18 protein-coding genes and 1 pseudogene are annotated in these 19,920 nt (G+C 74.1%); 9 read left to right on the top strand and 10 right to left on the bottom strand.

The features are described from left to right. From H7K62_RS21690 to dnaA, 8 genes and pseudogenes are all read right to left on the bottom strand, one after another. A pseudogene (locus H7K62_RS21690) lies at positions 1-361 on the bottom strand (hypothetical protein); the annotation flags it as partial. After that, the gene (gyrA, locus tag H7K62_RS20665; RefSeq protein ID WP_186722305.1) at positions 358-2,967 is read right to left on the bottom strand and encodes a DNA gyrase subunit A; all 2,610 of its coding nucleotides are present in this window, start codon (positions 2,965-2,967) and stop codon (positions 358-360) included. The pseudogene H7K62_RS21690 and the gene gyrA, both read right to left, overlap by 4 nt. Then, entirely contained in the window at positions 2,960-5,080 is a 2,121-nt protein-coding gene (gene gyrB, locus H7K62_RS20670; protein WP_186722382.1) for a DNA topoisomerase (ATP-hydrolyzing) subunit B, read from the bottom strand. The genes gyrA and gyrB overlap by 8 nt, the downstream gene beginning before the upstream one ends. A 168-nt stretch (positions 5,081-5,248) precedes the next feature. After that, a complete protein-coding gene (locus H7K62_RS20675; RefSeq protein ID WP_186722307.1) occupies positions 5,249-5,869 on the bottom strand; it encodes a DUF721 domain-containing protein in 621 nt (206 codons plus the stop codon). Further along, positions 5,859-7,121 carry a DNA replication/repair protein RecF gene (locus tag H7K62_RS20680; protein WP_186722309.1) on the bottom strand — a complete coding sequence of 421 codons (1,263 nt, stop codon included), beginning with the start codon at positions 7,119-7,121 and terminating at the stop codon, positions 5,859-5,861. The genes H7K62_RS20675 and H7K62_RS20680 overlap by 11 nt, the downstream gene beginning before the upstream one ends. Positions 7,122-7,134: 13 nt before the next feature. Further along, entirely contained in the window at positions 7,135-8,133 is a 999-nt protein-coding gene (gnd, locus tag H7K62_RS20685) for a phosphogluconate dehydrogenase (NAD(+)-dependent, decarboxylating) (protein ID WP_186722311.1), read from the bottom strand. 53 nt (positions 8,134-8,186) lie between these two features. Beyond that, a complete protein-coding gene (gene dnaN, locus H7K62_RS20690) occupies positions 8,187-9,341 on the bottom strand; it encodes a DNA polymerase III subunit beta (RefSeq protein ID WP_186722313.1) in 1,155 nt (384 codons plus the stop codon). A 488-nt stretch (positions 9,342-9,829) separates the two neighbouring features. Next, a complete protein-coding gene (gene dnaA, locus H7K62_RS20695) occupies positions 9,830-11,377 on the bottom strand; it encodes a chromosomal replication initiator protein DnaA (protein WP_186722315.1) in 1,548 nt (515 codons plus the stop codon). A gap of 464 nt (positions 11,378-11,841) precedes the next feature. On the opposite strand from dnaA, the gene rpmH reads away from it, so the two are divergent. From rpmH to H7K62_RS20740, 9 genes are all read left to right on the top strand, one after another. Next, on the top strand, positions 11,842-11,979 hold the full coding sequence (rpmH, locus tag H7K62_RS20700) for a 50S ribosomal protein L34 (protein WP_109772950.1): 138 nt from the start codon (positions 11,842-11,844) through the stop codon (positions 11,977-11,979). Positions 11,980-12,008: 29 nt separating this feature from the next. Beyond that, the gene (gene rnpA / locus H7K62_RS20705; RefSeq protein WP_186722318.1) at positions 12,009-12,374 is read left to right on the top strand and encodes a ribonuclease P protein component; all 366 of its coding nucleotides are present in this window, start codon (positions 12,009-12,011) and stop codon (positions 12,372-12,374) included. 26 nt (positions 12,375-12,400) lie between these two features. Beyond that, on the top strand, positions 12,401-12,787 hold the full coding sequence (yidD, locus tag H7K62_RS20710; RefSeq protein WP_370591886.1) for a membrane protein insertion efficiency factor YidD: 387 nt from the start codon (positions 12,401-12,403) through the stop codon (positions 12,785-12,787). Next, a complete protein-coding gene (gene yidC, locus H7K62_RS20715) occupies positions 12,784-13,761 on the top strand; it encodes a membrane protein insertase YidC (protein WP_186722320.1) in 978 nt (325 codons plus the stop codon). The genes yidD and yidC overlap by 4 nt, the downstream gene beginning before the upstream one ends. Before the next feature lie 29 nt (positions 13,762-13,790). After that, positions 13,791-14,399 (top strand): Jag family protein, encoded by a 609-nt coding sequence (locus H7K62_RS24380; protein WP_186722322.1) that lies wholly within the window; start codon positions 13,791-13,793, stop codon positions 14,397-14,399. A 103-nt stretch (positions 14,400-14,502) separates the two neighbouring features. Further along, positions 14,503-15,258: a 16S rRNA (guanine(527)-N(7))-methyltransferase RsmG gene (locus H7K62_RS20725; protein ID WP_186722387.1), complete on the top strand. Its 756-nt coding sequence runs from the start codon at positions 14,503-14,505 to the stop codon at positions 15,256-15,258. Next, positions 15,251-16,534: a ParA family protein gene (locus H7K62_RS24385; RefSeq protein ID WP_370591883.1), complete on the top strand. Its 1,284-nt coding sequence runs from the start codon at positions 15,251-15,253 to the stop codon at positions 16,532-16,534. Before H7K62_RS20725 ends, H7K62_RS24385 begins: the two co-directional genes overlap by 8 nt. After that, complete coding sequence (locus H7K62_RS20735) at positions 16,531-17,718, top strand: ParB/RepB/Spo0J family partition protein (RefSeq protein WP_186722324.1); 1,188 nt, start codon at positions 16,531-16,533, stop codon at positions 17,716-17,718. The genes H7K62_RS24385 and H7K62_RS20735 overlap by 4 nt, the downstream gene beginning before the upstream one ends. Positions 17,719-17,737: 19 nt before the next feature. Further along, positions 17,738-18,376 (top strand): GNAT family N-acetyltransferase, encoded by a 639-nt coding sequence (locus tag H7K62_RS20740; RefSeq protein ID WP_186722326.1) that lies wholly within the window; start codon positions 17,738-17,740, stop codon positions 18,374-18,376. Between the two features lie 100 nt (positions 18,377-18,476). On the opposite strand, the gene trxA is transcribed toward H7K62_RS20740, so the two are convergent. Both trxA and trxB read right to left on the bottom strand, forming a co-directional pair. After that, entirely contained in the window at positions 18,477-18,800 is a 324-nt protein-coding gene (trxA, locus tag H7K62_RS20745) for a thioredoxin (protein ID WP_147926407.1), read from the bottom strand. 66 nt (positions 18,801-18,866) lie between these two features. Beyond that, the gene (gene trxB, locus H7K62_RS20750) at positions 18,867-19,868 is read right to left on the bottom strand and encodes a thioredoxin-disulfide reductase (RefSeq protein ID WP_186722328.1); all 1,002 of its coding nucleotides are present in this window, start codon (positions 19,866-19,868) and stop codon (positions 18,867-18,869) included. Between the last annotated feature and the right edge of the window lie 52 nt (positions 19,869-19,920).

Raw genomic sequence — 19,920 nt, forward strand, 5'->3', positions numbered from 1 at the left:
AGCCGGCGCGCGCCGGCCGCACGGCGGTGGGAGCCGCCGCCTGCGGCGCGGCGGCCGGTGCTTGCCGCGCCGTCGTGGCGGCCGCCGACGCCGGCGGAGAGGCCGGCGGACGGGCCGTCGTGCCCCGCTGCGCCGAGCCCGCCGCTGCGGGCCGGGGACCGTTGCCGAGGGTCCCGGCGCCGCCGACCACCGACGTCGGCCGGGCGGTGCCGCCCGACGGTCGCTGGCCGGCGGGACGCGCGGACCCGGACGTCGTGCCCCCGCCAGGGGCGGACGGCGTCCCCGCGGACGCTCCGGCGGACGCAGACCGTCCAGCGCCGCCCGAGGGGTCTCGGGCGTCAGTCTTCTCGGACGGGCTCACGCCCCACCTCCGGGCTCAGGCTCAGGCTGCGCCGACGGTACGGCATCCGGACCGTCGTCGCCGGGCGCCGCACCGGGAGCCTCGTCCTGGACCTGGGCCTCGTCGGCGATCTCGTCCTCCGCCGCCCGCTCGGCGTTCCGGGCCACCAGGAGGATCTGGTCGCGCGCGTCCACCTTGGCGAAGCTGACGCCCATGGTGTCGCGGCCGGTCGCCCGCACCTCAGCGGCGCGGCTGCGGACCACCTTGCCGCTGGCCATCACCACGAGCACCTCGTCCTCGTCACCGACGAGCAGCACGCCGGCGAGGTCACCGCCCCGCTCGGAGGGCTTGGCCACGCGGACGCCGTAGCCGCCGCGCCCCTGGACGCGGTACTGGTCGACGGCGGTCCGCTTGGCCATCCCCGAGGCGAAGACCACGAAGACGTCGGCGGTGGTGTCGTCGCGGACGGCGTCCATGGCCAGCAGCTCGTCGCCGTCCCGGAAGCGCATGCCCGTGACGCCCGACGTGGCGCGGCCCATCGGGCGCAGCGCCTCGTCGGAGGCGGTGAAGCGCACCGACTGGCCCTGGCGCGAGACCAGGAGCAGGTCGTCCTCGTCGCCGACGAGCCGTGCCGAGACCAGCTCGTCACCGTCGCGGAGGTTGATGGCCACGACCCCGCCCGAGCGGGGGGAGTCGTACTCGACCAGCCGGGTCTTCTTCACCAGGCCGCTGCGCGTCGCCAGCACGAGGAACGGCGCCTGGGCGTAGTCGCGCAGGTCCAGCACCTGGGCGATGGTCTCGCCGGGCTGGAAGGCCAGCAGGTTGGCCACGTGCTGGCCGCGAGCGTCACGGCCGCCCTCGGGCAGCTCGTGGGCCTTGGCCCGGTACACCCGGCCGAAGTTGGTGAAGAACAGCAGCCAGTGGTGCGTGGTGGTGGTGAAGAAGGAGCTCACCAGGTCGTCCGCGCGCAGCGCGGCACCCCGCACGCCCTTGCCCCCGCGGCGCTGGGCCCGGTAGGCGTCCACCCGGGTGCGCTTGGCGTACCCGCCGGCCGTGATCGTGACGACCACGTCCTCCTCGGGGATGAGGTCCTCCACGCTCATGTCGCCCTCGAAGGGCACGATGCGCGTGCGGCGGTCATCGCCGTACTTGGCGACGATCTCGCCGAGCTCCTCGCCGACGATGGTCCGCTGGCGGGCAGGCCGGGCGAGGATGTCCTCGAAGTCGGCGATCTGCGCGACGAGGGCGTCGTGCTCGTCGATGATCCGCTGCCGCTCCAGGGCGGCCAGGCGGCGCAGCTGCATCTCGAGGATGGCGTTGGCCTGGACCTCGTCGATGTCGAGCAGCGACATCAGGCCCGTGCGCGCGTCCTCGGTGGTGGCCGAGGCGCGGATGAGGGCGATGACGGCGTCGAGCGCGTCGAGGGCCTTGAGCTGGCCGATGAGGATGTGCGCCCGCTGCTGCGCCCGCCGCAGGCGGAACTGGGTGCGCCGGACGATGACCTCGAGCTGGTGGGTGATCCAGTGCGAGACGAAGGCGTTCAGCGGCAGCGTGCGCGGCACGCCGTCCACCAGGGCCAGCATGTTCGCGCTGAAGTTCTCCTGCAGCGGCGTGTGCTTGTAGAGGTTGTTGAGCACGACCTTCGCCACGGCGTCGCGCTTGAGGACGACGACGAGGCGCTGGCCGGTCTTGCCCGAGGTCTCGTCGCGCACGTCCGCGATCCCCGAGATGCGGCCGGTGTTGGCCAGCTCGGCGATCTTCGTGGCCAGGTTGTCGGGGTTGACCTGGTAGGGGAGCTCGGTGACCACCAGGCACTGGCGGTTCTGGATCTCCTCCACCGCCACCACGGCGCGCATCGGCACGCTGCCGCGCCCGGTGCGGTACATGTCCTCGATGCCGGAGCGGCCCAGGATCGTGGCCGAGGTCGGGAAGTCCGGCCCCTGGATCCGCGCCATGAGGGCCTGGAGGAGCTCCTCCTCGTCGGCGTCGGGGTGCTCCAGCGCCCACTGGACGCCGTCGGCCACCTCGCGCAGGTTGTGCGGCGGGATGTTGGTGGCCATGCCCACGGCGATGCCGGCGGAGCCGTTGACCAGGAGGTTGGGGAACCGCGCCGGCAGGACGTCGGGCTCGAGCTCGCGCCCGTCGTAGTTGGGCGAGAAGTCGACGGTCTCCTCGTCGATGTCGCGCACCATCTCCAGCGCGAGCGGCGCCATGCGGCACTCGGTGTACCGCGGGGCGGCAGCTGGGTCGTTGCCCGGGGAGCCGAAGTTGCCCTGGCCGGCCACCAGCGGGTACCGCAGCGACCAGTCCTGGGCCAGGCGCACCAGGGCGTCGTAGATCGCCGTGTCGCCGTGGGGGTGGTAGTTCCCCATGACGTCGCCGACCACGCGGGCGCACTTGGAGTACGGGCGGTCGGGCCGGTAGCCGCCGTCCCACATCGCGTAGAGGACGCGGCGGTGCACGGGCTTGAGGCCGTCGCGCACGTCGGGCAGGGCCCGGCTCACGATGACGCTCATCGCGTAGTCGAGGTACGACCGCTGCATCTCCAGCTGCAGGTCGACCTGCTCGATGCGGTCGCCTCCCGACGACGCGGCGTCGGGCACGGTGCCGGTGGGGGGCTCAGACATCGAGGAACCTCACGTCGTGGGCGTTGCGCTGGATGAAGGAGCGCCGCGAGTCGACGTCCTCCCCCATCAGCACGGCGAAGATGGCGTCGGCCGCGGCGGCGTCGTCGAGGGTGACCTGCCGCAGGGTCCGGTGGGCGCGGTCCATCGTGGTCAGCGCCAGCTCGTCCCAGTTCATCTCGCCCAGGCCCTTGTAGCGCTGGACGGAGCCCTCCTTGGGCAGGCGGCCCCCGTTCGCGGTGCCGTCGGCGATCACGGCGTCCCGCTCGCGGTCGGAGAAGACGAAGTCGTGCTCGCGGTTGGACCACTTGATCCGGTACAGCGGCGGCTGGGCCAGGTAGACGTGCCCGGCCTCCACCAGCGGCCGCATGTAGCGGAAGAGCAGGGTGAGCAGCAGCGTGGTGATGTGCTGGCCGTCGACGTCGGCGTCGGCCATGAGCACGATCTTGTGGTACCTGAGCTTCGAGAGGTCGAACTCCTCGCCGATGCCGGTGCCGAACGCGGTGATGAGCGCCTGGACCTCCTGGTTGCCCAGGGCCTTGTCGAGGCGGGCCTTCTCGACGTTGAGGATCTTGCCGCGGATCGGCAGGATCGCCTGCGTCTCGGGGTCGCGGCCGCGCACGGCCGAGCCGCCGGCCGAGTCGCCCTCGACGATGAAGACCTCGCAGCGCGTCGGGTCGTTGGACTGGCAGTCCTTGAGCTTGCCCGGCAGGCCCACGCCGTCCATGAGGCCCTTGCGACGGGTGGCCTCACGGGCCTTGCGGGCAGCGAGCCGGGCCTGCGAGGCGCTGATGGCCTTGCGGACCACCGCCTTGGCCTCGTTGGGGTTCCGCTCGAACCAGTCCGTGAGGTTCTCGGTCATGCGGCCCTGGACGAAGCCCTTGACCTCGGTGTTGCCGAGCTTGGTCTTGGTCTGGCCCTCGAACTGGGGCTCGCCGAGCTTGACGGAGACGACGGCGGTGAGGCCCTCGCGGACGTCGTCGCCCGTGAGGTTCTCGTCCTTCTCCTTGAGGAGGTTGTTGGCGCGCGCGTAGCGGTTGACCAGGGCGGTCAGCGCGGCGCGGAAGCCCTCCTCGTGGGTGCCGCCCTCGTGGGTGTTGATGACGTTGGCGTAGGTGTGCACGGACTCGGAGTACGCGGTGGTCCACTGCATCGCGATCTCGACCGACATGCCGCGGTCGGCGTCCTCGGCGTCGAAGGAGATCACCGACTCGTGCACGGCCTCGGAGCGCTTCTGCTTGTTGAGGTGCTGCACGTAGTCGACCAGGCCGCCGTCGTAGCGGTAGGTGACCGAGCGGGCCTTGACCGACTCGTCGTAGTCCTCGCCCTCCTCGGTGGGGGCGGGGCGCTCGTCGGTGAGCCGCAGCTCGAGGCCGCGGTTGAGGAAGGCGTACTGCTGCAGGCGGGCTCGCAGCGTCTCGTAGTCGAAGACGACCGTCTCGAAGGTGTCCTCGCTGGGCCAGAACGTCACCGTGGTGCCGGTGGTGGTGGCCTCCTCGCCCTTGGCCAGCGGGGCCTCGGGGACGCCGTGCCGGTAGGCCTGGCGCCAGACGTGCCCCTGCCGGCGCACCTCCACCTCGACCCGGCGCGAGAGCGCGTTGACCACGGAGATGCCCACGCCGTGCAGCCCGCCGGAGACGGCGTAGCCGCCGCCGCCGAACTTGCCGCCGGCGTGCAGGACCGTCAGCACCACCTCGACGGCGGGCTTGCCCTCCGACGGGATGACGTCGACGGGGATGCCGCGCCCGTCGTCGACCACGCGCACGCCGCCGTCGGCCAGGAGCGTCACGTCGATGGTGGTGGCGTGGCCGGCGAGGGCCTCGTCGACGGAGTTGTCGACGACCTCCCACACGAGGTGGTGCAGGCCGCGCTCACCGGTGGAGCCGATGTACATGCCGGGCCGCTTGCGGACGGCCTCGAGGCCCTCGAGGACCTGGATGTTGCTGGCGTCGTACGTGGGGGACGACGGTGCCGGGCCGCTCGCGCGGTGGTGCTCCTCCGGCTGCTCGGCCAGGGGCTGCGTGAGAGCCTCGGGCACGGGAACGGCGTCGTCTGTGGGGTCGGCCACGGTCCTCCTCGCGCAGTCACGCGCCCAGGGGCGCGCACGGGCCTCCATCCTACGGGGAAGCCCCGACACCGCGGCGCCGGACGCGCTCGCCCGGGTCAGCACCACCCCTTCTGCGGCCCGTGGACGGCCCGCAGCGCCACGAACAGACCCACGGTGGTGCCCCCGGTCCGCCCCGGCGCTCCGGGGGCGGCTGCGCGCCCGCTGCGCCCTCCGCGATCACCCGTAGGTGTCCCGCGGGCCGCGACCGCCCGCGGAGCGGCTGCCCGCCCGCCAGGAGGGCCCGGCCGGGCCGCGCACCACCAGGCGCGTCACCACGCCCTCACCGAGGTCCTCGTCGAGGCGCCGGAGCACGGTGGCGGTGAGCAGCCGCACCTGCGTGGCCCACGCCGTGGAGTCCGCGCGCACCACCAGCTCCCCCTCGGAGAAGGTCTCCGGCTGGCAGTGCGCCGCCACCTCGGCGCCGACCACGTCGGCCCAGCGGCCCATGACGCCGCCCACCGCGACCGGCGTCCGCCAGCCGCGCTCGCTGACCAGGCGCCCGATGCTCGAGGACACCGTCTGGGGGTCGCGCGCGTCGGGTCGCGCGCCGCTCCCCCCGGCGGCCTGGCCGGAGCGCCGCCCACCGCCCGGCGCAGCCCCGGCGGTCCCCGCACCGCCGGCACCCGAGCGGCCCACCGGAGGCAGCGAGCCGGGCCGGCCGGGCCGGGCCCCCCGGGCCCGCGCCGCCGCCCGCACGCGGTGCAGGGCCGTGGCCGCGGCGTCCGGGAGCTGCTCGGGCCCGGGGAGCGCGTCGGGGTCCTCGGGGCCCGGCGGAGCGGCCGGCGGGTCAGGCGCCACCGGGCTCCACCGTGCCGGCGCGCACCTGGAGGCGCCGGCCCGACAGCTCCGGGGGCACGTCCTCGGCGACCGCCGCCGTGATGAGCACCTGCTCCGCCGGCGCCACGAGCGCCGCGAGGCGCTGGCGGCGCCCCGCGTCGAGCTCGGCGAAGACGTCGTCCAGGACGAGGACCGGCTCGCTCGCGGGGTCCTTCGGGCCGTCGCCGCACAGCAGCTCGTACAGGCCGAGCCGCAGGGCGAGCGCGTACGACCACGACTCGCCGTGGCTGGCGTACCCCCGCGCGGGCAGGCCGGACAGCTCCAGCACGAGGTCGTCGCGCTGGGGCCCCACCAGGGAGGTCCCCCGCTCCAGCTCCTCGGCGCGCACCTGCGCCATCTGCTCCAGCAGCGCCTGCGCCAGCTCCGCGCGGGGCGGCAGCTCGGCGTCGCCGGCGGGGTCGAGGTCGGCCAGCAGCGGCAGGCTGCTGCGGTACCCCAGCCGCACGGGTCCGTCGGCGTCGCCCGGCGCTCCCCCAGCCCCGCTGACCGCGGCGTAGGCGCGGGCCACGTGCGGGTGCAGGCGCCGCACGAGCAGCAGCCGGGCCGCCAGGAGCTCCGCCCCGGCCGTGGCGAGGTGGGTGTCCCAGACGTCGAGCGTGGCGGCCTCGGCGGCCGCGGCGTCCTCCCAGCCCGCCTCCCGGGCCGCCAGGGCCGCCCGGTCGCGCGAGCGGGACGGCCTCCCGGACCGCCCGCCCCGCCGCGCCGCCGCGGCCTGGCGCAGCAGAGCCCCCCGCTGCTTCAGCACGCGGTCGAGGTCGGACCGGGTCCCGGCCAGGCGCGGGGCGAGCGCGACCAGCGCGTCGTCCATGAACCTGCGCCGGCCGTCGGGGTCACCCTTGACCAGGGCGAGGTCCTCGGGCGCGAACAGCACGGTGCGCAGCGACCCGAGGACCTCCCGCGCGCGCTGCAGGGGGGCCCGGTTCAGGCGGGCCCGGTTGGCGCGGCCGGGTGAGATCTCCACCTCCACGAGGGTGGAGCGACCGGCCCGGTCCACCGCGGCGCGCACCACCGCCCGCTCCGCGCCGGCGCGCACCAGGGGCGCGTCCGTCGCGGCGCGGTGGCTGCCGAGGGTCGCCGCGTAGCCGACGGCCTCGACGAGGTTGGTCTTGCCCTGCCCGTTGGGCCCGACCAGGGCGGTCGGGCCCGGGGCGAGCTCGACCTCCGCGCCCGCGTAGTTGCGGAAGTCGACCAGGGACAGGTGCGTGACGTGCACCTGCCGGCGCCCGTCAGCGGGAGGTGGAGCCCGAGCCGGAGCTCGGTCCCGCCTCGGCTGCGCTGGCCTCCTGGACGCCCTGCTCGGGCTTTCCGCCGCTGGTCTGGTCGGAGGTCGCGTCGTCCCCGCCCAGTGACTCCACCGCGTGGCCGCCGAACTGGTTGCGCAGCGCGGCCACCATCTTCATGGCCGGCGAGTCGTCCTGGCGGGAGGCGAAGCGGGCGAACAGCGCGGCCGTGATGGCCGGCATCGGGACCGACTCGTTGATGGCCTCCTCGACGGTCCAGCGGCCCTCGCCGGAGTCGTTCACGTAGCCGCGGATGGAGCCGAGGCTCGTGCCCTCGGCCTCCAGGGCGCGCACCAGGAGGTCCAGCAGCCAGGACCGCACCACGGTGCCGCGCGTCCACGCCTTGAAGGAGCCGGTGACGTCGGTGACGATGTCCTTGGCGGTGAGCAGCTCGAAGCCCTCGGCGTACGCCTGCATGAGGCCGTACTCGATGCCGTTGTGGACCATCTTCGCGTAGTGCCCGGCGCCGACGGCCCCGGCGTGCACGAAGCCCTCCTCGCGGGGGCCCTCGGGGCGCAGCGCGTCGAAGACGGGCAGCAGCCGCTCCACCAGCTCGGCGTCCCCGCCGCACATGAGGCCGTAGCCGTTGTCCAGGCCCCAGATGCCGCCGGAGACCCCGCAGTCCACGAAGCCGATGCCGCGCTCGGCGAGGGACTCCGCGTGGGCGGCGTCGTCGGTGTACTTGGAGTTGCCGCCGTCGATGACGACGTCGCCCTCCGACAGCAGGCCCTTGAGCTGGTCGATGACGCTGTGCGTGACCTTCCCGGCCGGGACCATCACCCAGACCGCCCGCGGGGCCGGCAGGGCCTCGACGAGCGCCTCCAGGCTCTCGACGTCGGAGAGGTCGGGGTTGTTGTCGAAGCCGGTGACCTCGATGCCGCCGCGGCGCAGCCGCGTGCGCATGTTGCCGCCCATCTTGCCGAGACCGACCAGACCGATGTGCACAGCAGACCTCCGGGAGTGCGTCGTTGAGTGGGGCGCCCGCGGGTGGGCGGGGGTCAGCCGGCCATCCGCACGGGCATGAGCAGGTAGCGGTAGTGGTCGCTGGGCTCGCCGTCCTCGTCGGTCTGACCGGTGAGGACGGCGGGCTTCGTGGGAAGCGTGAAGGACAGCCGCACGAACGGCATGTTGAGCGCGCCGAGGCCGTCGAGCAGGAACTGCGGGTTGAACGCGATGGACACGTCGTCACCGTGCAGCTGGGCGGGGATCGCCTCCGAGGCCTGCGCGTCCTCGCCGTCGCCGGCCTCCAGGACCACCTGGCCCTGGCTGAAGGACAGCCGCACGGGGCGGCTGCGCTCGGCGACCAGCGCCACGCGGCGCACCGCCTCGACCAGCGCCGGGACGGAGACCACCGCGGCGATCGGGGACTCGGCGGGGAACAGCGAGCGGACCTTCGGGTAGTCGCCGTCGACCAGGAGCGACGTGGTGCGCCGCCCTCCGGCCTCGAAGCCGACCAGCCCGGAGGCGCCCCGTCCGCGGCCCTCGCCGCCGGCGGCCTCCGACGACAGCGCCAGGACGACCTCGCCGCTGCCCATGGCCCGGGCGACCTCGGACAGGGTGCGGGCCCGCACGAGCGCCGCCGAGGACGCCCCGCCCTCGCCCGCGCTCCACGGCAGGGTCCGCACCGCGAGGCGGTAGCGGTCGGTGGCGAGCAGGGTCAGCTCGTCCCCCTCGATCTCCACGCGGACGCCGGTGAGGACCGGGAGCGTCTCGTCGCGGCTGGCGGCCACCACCACCTGCGCCACGGCGGAGGCGAAGACGTCACCGGCCACGCTGCCGAGGACGTCCGGCATGGCCGGGAGCGCCGGGTAGTCCTCCACCGGCATGGTCAGCAGGGTGAAGCGGCTCGAGCCGCACGTGACGACGACGCGGGGCCCCTGCAGCGAGACCTGGACCGGCTGCGCGGGCAGGGAGCGGGCGATGTCGGCCAGGAGGCGCCCCGAGACGAGCACGCGCCCGGGCTCGTGCACCTCCGCGGGGACCTCCACGTGGGCGGAGACCTCGTAGTCGAAGCTCGACAGCTTCAGCACGCCCGGCTCGGCTGCCTCCAGGAGGACGCCCGAGAGCACCGGGACCGGAGGACGGGCCGGAAGCGTCCGCGCCGTCCACCCGACGGCGTCGGCCAGGACGTCGCGCTCGACCCCGAACCTCACGGGTCCACCTCCATGCGTTGGTGCTGTGCGTGCCCGGAGAGGGCCCCGAGCGGCGAGGGTAACGGTCTGCGGGCCTTCGCCCGGTCGGCCACCCACAGCCACCCCGTGCGGCGGTCCGGGCGGTCCGGCGCAGATGAAGGCGGCGCGATCGAATCCGCTAGATGACTGGTTCCGTAGTAGTCATAGGGCCTGTGGATTCTGTGGAAAACCCCCGTCATCGCAGGTGAGGGGTTGTGCACACCTGTGGACAGAGCTGTGGATGACGTGGGGAAAAACTACGGGTGCCTGTGGACGGCCAGATCTTGTCCACATCGCGTCCACAGATCGACCCCCAGTTGTCCACACGTCGTCCACAGGATCCGGGCGGTTTTCCACAGGGGCTGTGGACAGCTTTGTCCACAGCCCCTGTGGATGGCTGTGGACCGTCCTCACCTGGGGACACAGCCTGTGGACAACTCGCGTCCGCGCTGGTCAGGGCCTCGAGCGGGTCAGGCCCGGTGCTGCAGCTTGATGCGGTTGGTGAGCTCGGTGACCTCGTTGTAGGTCTGCCGGCGCTCCGCCAGCTGCTCGCGCACCTTGCGGTTCGCGTGCATGACGGTGGTGTGGTCGCGGCCGCCGAACGCCTGCCCGATCTTCGGCAGGCTGAGCTCGGTGAGCTCCCGGCACAGGTACATCGCCACCTGTCGGGCGTTCACCACCGAGCGCGAGCGCGCGGGCCCGCAGAGGTCCTCGATGGTCAGCTTGTAGTAGTCGGCCGTCTGGGCCATGACCGTCGCCAGGGAGATCTGCGCCGTCTCCCCGGTCAGGAGGTCCTTGAGCACCACCTCGGCCAGGGCGAGGTCGACGTCGGCCCGGTTGAGGTTGGCGAAGGCCGTGACCCTGATCAGGGCGCCCTCGAGCTCGCGGATGTTGGTGGAGATCTGCGAGCCGATGAACTCCAGCACCTCGTAGGGGACCGAGATGCGGTCGGTGATGGCCTTCTTGGACAGGATCGCGATGCGCGTCTCCAGGTCCGGCGGCTGCACGTCGGTGGTCAGGCCCCACTCGAACCTGGACCGCATCCGCTCCTCGAAGCCGAACAGGTTCTTGGGCGGCTGGTCCGAGGTGATGATCACCTGCTTGTTGGCGTTGTGCAGCACGTTGAAGGTGTGGAAGAACTCCTCCTGCGTCTGCACCTTGTTCGACAGGAACTGGATGTCGTCCACCAGCAGGAAGTCGACGTCGCGGTAGCGCCGGAGGAACGAGTTCTTCTGGTCGTCCCGGATCGAGTTGATGAAGTCGTTGGTGAACTCCTCGGAGTTCACGTACCGCACCTTGACGCCCTGGTAGAGGTGCTGGGCGTAGTGCCCGATGGCGTGCAGCAGGTGCGTCTTGCCCAGTCCGGAGGGCCCGTAGACGAACAGCGGGTTGTAGGCCTTGGCAGGCGCCTCCGCCACGGCGACGGCCGCCGCGTGGGCGAACCGGTTGGACGAGCCGATGACGAAGGTGTCGAAGGTGTACTTGGGGTTGAGGCGCGCCGGCTCGGCGTCCTTGCGCGACTGCTCCCCGCGCCGGCTGCGGGGCACCTGCGAGGGCCTGCTGACGCCGAAGAGCGCGCCGTCCTCACCCGTGGCGAGCAGCTCGGCGCCGTCCTCGGGCCCGTCGTCGTCCCCGGCCGGGCCGTCCTCGCCGGTCCCGTCCGCAGAGGCCCCCTCGGCGTCGCCGCGGGGCGAGGGCACCTGCCCGTCACCGGCGGCCGGGGCGCGCGGCGCCTCCACCGGGGGGGCGTCGGTGAGGCTGCTGTCCACCGCCACCGCCACGCGGACCTCACGGCCCAGGCGCTCCGACAGCGCGGCGGCCACGGGCTCGCGCAGCCGCTGCTCGATCATCTCCTTGGTGAGCTCGTTGGGCACCGAGAGCAGCACCATGTCGTTGAGCAGGCCCAGCGGACGGGTCAGGCGCAGGAACGCCAGCTGCTGGCGCGAGATGCGCGCGTCGGCGCCCAGCGCGGCGATGACGCCAGGCCAGGCCGAGGGGAGATCATGCTCATCGGCCACCGCTCCACCCTCCCACGCCCGCGCGAAGGGTCGCGCACGTCGTCCACAGGGTTGTCCACAGGCTGTGGACGGAGGTGGGGACGTCGACCGGTCGGGAGGCGGCACTGCCGACCCCGGAGCGGGAGCGCACGACGCTAGCGGCACGGTCTCGCCCGGCACAAGGCGGCACGCCGGAGGGGGTCTGGAGCGACCTGGCACCCCGTCGGAGCCGCGTCGGCAGCGCGTCGGCACCGCGTCGGCAGCGCGTCGGCAGCGCCCGGCGAGCCGCCAGGTTTGACCCTCGAGGCCCGCGGCCCCTACCGTGGAGCGGTTGCGGCAGGCGCTCGTGCGTCCGTCGGTGCCCTCCCGGCCAGGTGGTCGAGGGCCCACGGGCCGGAGTCCCGCCGCTCGGTGCGACCGCGCTCACCCGAGCGCCCGGTCGCCCCGGACAACGAGCTGATCAGCGACGTGATGGAGTGACGGGCGTGAGCAAGCGGACCTTCCAGCCGAACAACCGGCGCCGGGCCAAGGTGCACGGCTTCCGCCTGCGCATGCGCACCCGCGCCGGCCGCGCCATCCTCGCCGCGCGGCGCTCCAAGGGCCGCGCCCAGCTGTCCGCCTGAGAACCAGCGGCCCCCGGGCCCGCTGCCTCGTGCTCCCCGCAGCGCACCGCCTCCGCCGTCCCGTCGACTTCTCGGCGGTCGTGCGGCGCGGGCGGCGCGCCGGCCGGCGCCACCTCGTCCTCCACCTCCTCGAGCCCTCGGGCCTCGACGGGGCGGAGGGCCCGGTGCGCGTCGGCTTCGTGGTCTCCAAGGCCGTGGGCGGCTCGGTGGTCCGCAACCGCGTCGAGCGCAGGCTGCGCCACCTCGTGCGCGACCAGCTGCCGGAGCTGCCCCCGGGCAGCCGCGCGGTGGTGAGGGCCAACCCTGCGGCTGCCGACGCCTCCAGCGAGGTGCTGGCGAGGGACCTCGCCTCGGCGGTCCGCAAGCTCGTGCCCGACGAGGGACCGCAGCGGTGAGGCGCCTCGTCCGCGCGCTGCGGGTGCTGGACCGCGGCCTCGCCGTCGTGCTCCTCCTGCTGGTCCGGGTCTACCAGCTGCTCGTGTCCCCCCTCCTGGGGCCGGTGTGCCGGTACGCGCCGTCGTGCTCCTCCTACGGGGCCACAGCGCTGCGGCGCCACGGAGCCGTCCGCGGCACCTGGCTCACCGGGCTGCGCCTCCTGCGCTGCCACCCCTGGGCCGCCGGCGGCTGGGACCCGGTGCCCGAGCCTCGCGCCGGAGCCGCCGTCGACAGGCCTCACACTGGTGGGGTCCGCCCGCCCGTCGCAGACCGGTGCGAGCGCCACCGGCACTCCGGGCACCGCGCCCGGCCCGACCTGCACGACGACCTTGACCGCGGGGCCTCCCGTCCCCAGCCCGTGAGGACGAGATGAACTTCTTCGAGAGCCTGATCTACCCGCTCGAGTGGGTGGTGGCCTGGATCATGGTCGGCGCCCACGCGGGGCTGACAGCGCTCGGCATGCCGGAGGACGGCGGCTGGACCTGGGCGCTCTCGATCGTCGCCCTCGTGGTCATCATCCGCATCGTCCTGATCCCGCTGTTCGTCAAGCAGATCAAGGCCAGCCGGGGCATGGCCCTGCTGCAGCCGGAGATGCGGAAGATCCAGCAGAAGTACAAGGGCAAGACCGACCCGGCCAGCCGGGAGGCGATGAGCAAGGAGACCATGGAGCTCTACCGCTCCCATGGCACGAACCCCTTCTCCTCCTGCCTGCCGATCCTGCTGCAGGCGCCGATCTTCTTCGCCCTGTTCCGGGTGCTCAACTACGGGATCCGCAACGAGCAGGGCGTCGGCCCGCTCACCGGGGTGCTGGCCAAGCAGGCCGCGGAGTCGACCATCTTCGGCGCCCGCCTGACGGACACCTTCCTGGGCAGCGGTGACCTCAACGTCAAGGTCCTCACCGCGGTGCTCATCGTGGCGATGAGCCTGACGACCTTCACCACGCAGCGGCAGCTCATGATCAAGAACATGCCGGCGTCGGCGCTGGACAACCCCTTCGCCCAGCAGCAGAAGCTGATCATGTACCTGTTCCCGATCATCTTCGCCGTCTCCGGCGTCAACTTCCCGATCGGCGTGCTCATCTACTGGTTCACCACCAACCTGTGGACCGGTGGCCAGCAGGCCTACGTCATCCGCCGCATGCCGGCGCCGGGCTCCAAGGCCGAGGAGGCCCTCAAGGAGCGCCGCGCCAAGCGCGCCCTGCGCCGCGGTGAGTCCGCGTCCACCGAGGTCGTGGCCGGCCAGGTCGTCGACCAGGGCTCCGTCCAGCGCAGCGGCCAGCGGGTGCAGCCCAAGCGCAAGGACCGCAGCCGCGGCCCCGCTGAGCCCACGCGCCGCCCCCAGAACTGAACCGCCCACCCGACGACGAGGAGGCCGTGGTGAGCACCGAGCAGGCCACGCACGAGGTCCCCACCAGCACCACCGACGGCAGCGCCGAGGAGCCCGTCGAGGCGCCCGAGCCCGCCGAGGGCCAGGCGCCCGAGGCCGAGGCCGGCGGCGAGCGCCGCAGCCGCCTCGAGCGCCTCGAGGAGGAGGGCGAGGTCGCGGCGGACTACCTCGAGGAGCTCCTCGACATCGCGGACCTCGACGGCGACATCGACATCGACGTCGAGGACGGCCGCGCCGCCGTCTCGGTGGTCGCCGAGGGCAGCGACGCCGTCGCCCTGCGCCGGCTCGCCGGCTCTCGCGGCGAGGTGCTCGAGGCGCTGCAGGACCTCACGCGGCTGGCCGTCCAGGCGCGCACCGGTGAGCGCAGCCGGCTGATGCTCGACGTGGCCGGGCACCGCGCCCGCCGCCGCGAGGAGCTGCAGCAGCTGGCCGCCCAGGCGGTGGCGGAGGTCCAGCGCGACGGCTCCCCGGTGGCGCTGGAGCCCATGAACCCCTTCGAGCGCAAGGTCGTGCACGACGCCGTCGCGGCGGCCGGCCTGGTCAGCGACTCCGAGGGCGAGGAGCCCCACCGCCGCGTCGTGGTCTCCCCCGCCGCCTGACGTGCCCGTCGATCCCGACGCGACCGAGGGGGCCGAGGCGACCGAGGCGACCGAGGCGCTGCGCGCGCCGGTCCCGCCGCCGCAGGTCGAGGGCGGGCGGCTCCTGGAGCCGCCCGCCCTCGAGGCGGCCGTCCGCGCCGTCTTCGGCGCCGACGACGACGAGGGCGCAGGGGTTGACCTCGCGCGCCGCTACGCGGGCCACCTGGCCACCACGGCGGTGGAGCGCGGCCTCGTGGGGCCGCGGGAGGTGCCCCGCCTGTGGGAGCGGCACGTGCTCAACTGCGCCGTCGTCGGGGAGCTGCTGCCCGGTGCCGCCCTCGTGGTGGACGTCGGCAGCGGTGCGGGGCTGCCGGGCCTGTGCCTGGCGCTGGCCCGCCCGGACGCCACCGTGGTGCTCGTCGAGCCCCTGGAGCGGCGGGCCGTGTGGCTGGGCGAGGTGGTGGAAGACCTCGGCATCGGCCGGCGGGTGCGCGTGGTGCGGGCCCGCGCCGAGGAGGTCGCCCCGGGGCGTCCGGGGGCTCTGCCCGCCGCGGACGTGGTCACCGCGCGGGCGGTGGCGCCTCTGGACCGCCTCGCCGGCTGGTGCCTGCCGCTGGCGCGGCGCGGGGGCGTGCTCCTGGCGCTCAAGGGACGCAGCGCAGCGGACGAGGTCCGGTCGGCCCAGCCGGCCCTGGCGCGGCTCGGTGGCCTCGACCCGCAGGTGCTCGAGGTCGGGACCGGGCTCGTCGCGGTCCCGACGACCGTGGTGAGCGTTACTGTGGGTGCCGCCCCTCACCCGGTCGGGGGTGCGCGAGGCGGAGAGGACGTCGGTGGTCGAACACGAGCGGCGCGGCAGCGCGCGCGGAAGCCACGTGGCTGAGCAGCCTGCTGGGACGCCGGAGGACGAGGAGCTCGCCCGCAGGGCGCTGCTCGCCCAGGCGATCCCGGACGCCGGCGAGGACACGCCGCTGGCGCGCCAGGCCGCCGAGGACGCTCGCCGCCGGATCCGGCTGCGCGGGCGCACGCTGCCCAAGCCGTCGCAGACGCGCGTGCTGACGGTCGCCAACCAGAAGGGCGGCGTCGGCAAGACCACCAGCGCGGTGAACCTCGCCGCGGCGCTGGCCCAGTGCGGCCTGCAGGTGCTGGTGCTCGACGTCGACCCGCAGGGCAACGCGTCCACGGCGCTGGGGGTGGCCCACGAGGACCGCACGCCCGGCACCTACGAGGTGCTCGTCGACGGGCTGCGCCTGTCCGAGGCCGTGCGGCAGTGCCCCGACGTGCGCGGCCTGGAGGTCTGCCCCGCCAGCATCGACCTGGCCGGCGCCGAGATGGAGCTGGCGCAGGAGAGCGACATGGTGGCGCGCGTCTCCCTGCTCAAGGAGGCGCTGGCCGGCTACGTGGCCGAGCGGGAGCAGCAGGGCCGGCCGCGCCTGGACTACGTGCTCCTCGACTGCCCGCCCAGCCTGGGCCTCATCACCCTCAACGCACTGGTCGCCGCCCGCGAGGTGCTGATCCCGATCCAGTGCGAGTACTACGCGCTGGAGGGCCTCAACCAGCTGCGGGCCAACATCGGCCGGGTGCAGGCCTCGCTGAACAGCGAGCTGGAGATCTCCACGCTGCTGCTCACCATGTACGACGCGCGCACCCGCCTCGCCCGCGAGGTGGCCGACGAGGTCCGCCGGGCCTTCCCCAGCCGCGTCCTCGACACCACCATCCCCCGCTCGGTGCGCATCTCGGAGGCGCCGAGCCACGGGGAGACCGTCATGACCTACGACCCGGGCAACTCCGGGGCGCTGTCCTACCTCCAGGCAGCGCGCGAGCTGGTGGAGAGCCACCAGCTCCGCACCGAGGCGGCCACCGCGCACCGCGAGGCCGTCCAGCACCGCGCCGCCGACCCGGAGGTCGCCGAGGTGCGGCCCGAGCCCGCCGACACCCCCGCGGAGGAGCCTGAGGTGCCCCAGCCGGAGACCGCGCCGGAGAGCTCAGCGGGGTCTGCAGCCGAGGCCGAGCCCGCGGTGGAGGCCGAGCCCGCGGTGGAGCCGCAGCGCGAGCAGCCGGCGGCCGTGGTCGACCTGCGCACCGGTCCCCTCGACCTGCGCGGTTCGTGGACCCCTGACCGCACCGCCGGTCGGCGCGCCGCGGAGCGCCGCGCGTGAGCGAGCGCAAGCGCGGGCTCGGGCGGGGCCTGGGAGCCCTCATCCCGGACGCCGTCTCCCCCGAGGTCACCGGCCAGCTGCGTGCCGTGCAGCCGCCGGAGCGCACCGACCGTCGTCCTGACCGTCCTGATCGTCCTGAGGTCGACGGCGACCCCGCCGGCGGTGCCGCCGCCGGTGGGCAGGTCATCGACCTGCGCGACGGGGCGTCGGTGCCGCCCAGCTGGCAGGCCCCCCGCAGGCCCGGCTCCCGGGCTGCGGCCACCGACGACGACCTGCTGCCCATCCCCGGGACCTGGTTCGCCGAGGTCCCGGTGGGCTCGGTCAGCCCGAACCCGCGGCAGCCGCGCCAGGTCTTCGACGAGGACGCGCACGCCGAGCTCGTGCACAGCGTCAAGGAGATCGGCGTCCTGCAGCCGGTGGTCGTGCGACCGCTGCGCCGCGTGGACGGCAGCACGCCGCCGCCCGGTGAGCAGATGTCCTTCGAGCTGGTCATGGGCGAGCGGCGCTGGCGCGCCGCGGAGAGCGCAGGCCTGGCCACGGTGCCCGCGATCGTGCGCGACACCACCGACGAGGACCTCCTGCGCGACGCGCTGCTGGAGAACCTCCACCGCGCCGACCTCAACCCCCTCGAGGAGGCCGCTGCCTACCAGCAGCTCCTCGACGACTTCGGCTGCACGCACGACTCCCTGGCCCAGCGCCTGGGGCGGTCGCGGCCGCAGATCTCCAACACCATCCGTCTGCTGCGCCTGCCGCCGTCGGTGGCCCGGCGGGTGGCCGCCGGGGTGCTGTCCGCTGGCCACGCCCGCGCGCTGCTCGGTCTGCCGACCGGAGACGCGATGGAGCGGCTCGCCCAGCGGATCGTGGCGGAGGGGCTCTCGGTGCGCACCACCGAGGAGCTGGTCGCCCTGGGCGGTGTGGGTGCTGCGCGCCCGAGCCGCCCGCAGGTGCGCGCCGCCGCACCCGTCCTGGACGACCTCGCCGCCCGTCTGTCCGACCGGTTCGACACCCGGGTGAGCGTGGCGATGGGTGCCAAGAAGGGGCGCCTCACCGTGGAGTTCGCGACCCTGGAGGACCTCGACCGCATCCTGGGGTCGCTGGCTCCGGGCGAGTCGGGGGTCGCCCAGGCGACCTCGGTGGACGCTGATGACGCCGGGGGACCCAGCGGGCCCCTGGGCGCCCTCTGACGCCCCGGGAGGACGGGGCGTGTCCCGCCGCGTCGCGCCGCTGACCCTGGAGGCGCTGGCCGACCTGCCCACCCGCTGCCGCGGGTGCGTGGCGTGGGAGCTGGACCCGGTCTCGGCCGGGCGCGCCGTCGCCGCCGGCGGCACCGCCTTCGAGAAGGAGGCGTGGCTCTCGGAGGTGCTGCTGCAGTGGGGCTCCGCGGGGCGGCTGGCCTACGTGGACGACGCCCTCGCGGGCTTCGTCACGTACGCGCCCCCCGTGCACGTGCCCCGCTCGCGCGCCTTCCCCACCTCTCCGGTGAGCGGTGACGCCGTCCTGCTGATGAACGGGTTCGTCGAGCCGCAGCACCGCGGCGGTGGCATCGCGCGGATGCTCGTGCAGAGCGCCGCCAAGGACCTCACCCAGCGCGGGGTGCGCGCGGTGGAGGCCTTCGGCGCAGCGGGTGCGGAGCTGGAGGAGCGGCGGGCGGGTCTGTCGGCGGACTGCATCGTCCCCGCGGACTTCTACGAGGCCGTCGGCTTCACCGTGGTCCGGCCCCACCACCGCTACCCCCGCCTGCGGCTGGAGCTGCGCACGGCGCTGTCCTGGCGCGAGGACGTCGAAGCGGCCCTGGAGCGCATCCTGGGGCGCGCGCGGGTCCCGGTCCTGTCCGGGGTCTGACCTGGTCCTGCGCGGCCCGCAGAGGGGCGCACAGACCTCCTCGGCCGGCGACGACGACGGCCCCCGACCTTCGCGGTCGGGGGCCGTCGTCGTGAGGTGGTCAGCCGATGAACTCGGCGAGCTCGCGCTCGAGGACCGGCTTGGGACGGGCGCCGATGATCTGCTTCACCAGCTCGCCGCCCTTGTAGACGTTGAGGGTGGGGATCGAGGTGATGCCGTACGCCGCGGAGGTGCGCGGGTTCTCGTCGGTGTTCACCTTGACCACGTCGAGGACCTCGGCGTGCTCACCGGCGATCTCCTCGATGATCGGGGAGACCTGGCGGCACGGACCGCACCAGGGCGCCCAGAAGTCCACGAGGACGGGCTTGTCGTTCTGCAGCACCTCGGTGTCGAAGGTGGCGTCGGTCACGGCGCGAGCGGTCATGGCTGTTCCTCTCGGTCTGCGGGTGGGCTCTGGTGGATCAGGGGGCGGGCGGGCCGGGGCGGTCCGTCAGCCGACGGCGGTGGCCTCGGCCACCTCCTCCGCCTCCACCGCGGCGACGCGCGGGGAGTCGGTGTCGGCGAGCGCCGCGAGGTAGCGCTCGGCGTCCAGGGCGGCGACGGTCCCGGAGGCGGCCGCGGTGATGGCCTGGCGGTACTCGTGGTCGACCACGTCGCCGCAGGCGAACACGCCCGGCAGGTTGGTGCGCGAGGAGCGCCCCTCCACCGCCACGTAGCCCTTGTCGTCCAGGTCCACCTGGCCGCGGAAGAGGTCGACGCGGGGCTCGTGGCCGATGGCCACGAAGACGCCCTGGACGTCGAGGGAGCGCAGCTCGCCGGTGACGGTGTCGCGCAGGCTCAGCCCGGTGACCTTGTCCTGGCCCACGACGTCCTCGACGGCGGAGTTCCAGGAGTAGCGGATCTTCGGGTCGTTCTCCGCGCGGCGCTGCATGATCTTGGAGGCGCGCAGCTCGTCGCGGCGGTGCACCAGGGTGACGGAGTCCGCGAAGCGCGACAGGAACGTCGCCTCCTCCAGGGCGGAGTCACCGCCGCCGACCACCGCGACGTCCTTGCCCTTGAAGAAGAAGCCGTCGCAGGTGGCGCACCAGGAGACGCCGTGGCCGGAGAGGCGCTTCTCGTTGGGCAGGCCCAGCTCTCGGTAGGCGGAGCCGGTGGCCAGCACCACCACGCGGGCGCGGTAGGTCTCCCCCAGGCCGGTGCGGACCACCTTGACGTCACCGGTGAGGTCGAGCTCGGTGGCGTCGTCGTAGACGACCTCGGCGCCGAAGCGCTCGGCCTGGGCCTGCATCCGCTCCATGAGGTCGGGGCCCATGAGCCCCTCGGGGAAGCCCGGGAAGTTCTCGACCTCGGTGGTGTTCATGAGGGCGCCGCCGACCGTGACGGAGCCCGCCACGACCACCGGGTGCAGGTCGGCGCGGGCGGCGTAGATGGCGGCCGTCCAGCCTGCGGGTCCCGATCCCACGATCACCAGGTCGCGGACGTCGTCGGGCACGTGGGTCTCCCCTCGAAGGCGGTTGCGCCGGGTCCCGCTGCTGGTCACGGGG

It is taken from the genome of Quadrisphaera sp. RL12-1S (genome assembly GCF_014270065.1).
In the GTDB taxonomy this organism is placed as follows: Bacteria; Actinomycetota; Actinomycetes; order Actinomycetales; family Quadrisphaeraceae; genus Quadrisphaera.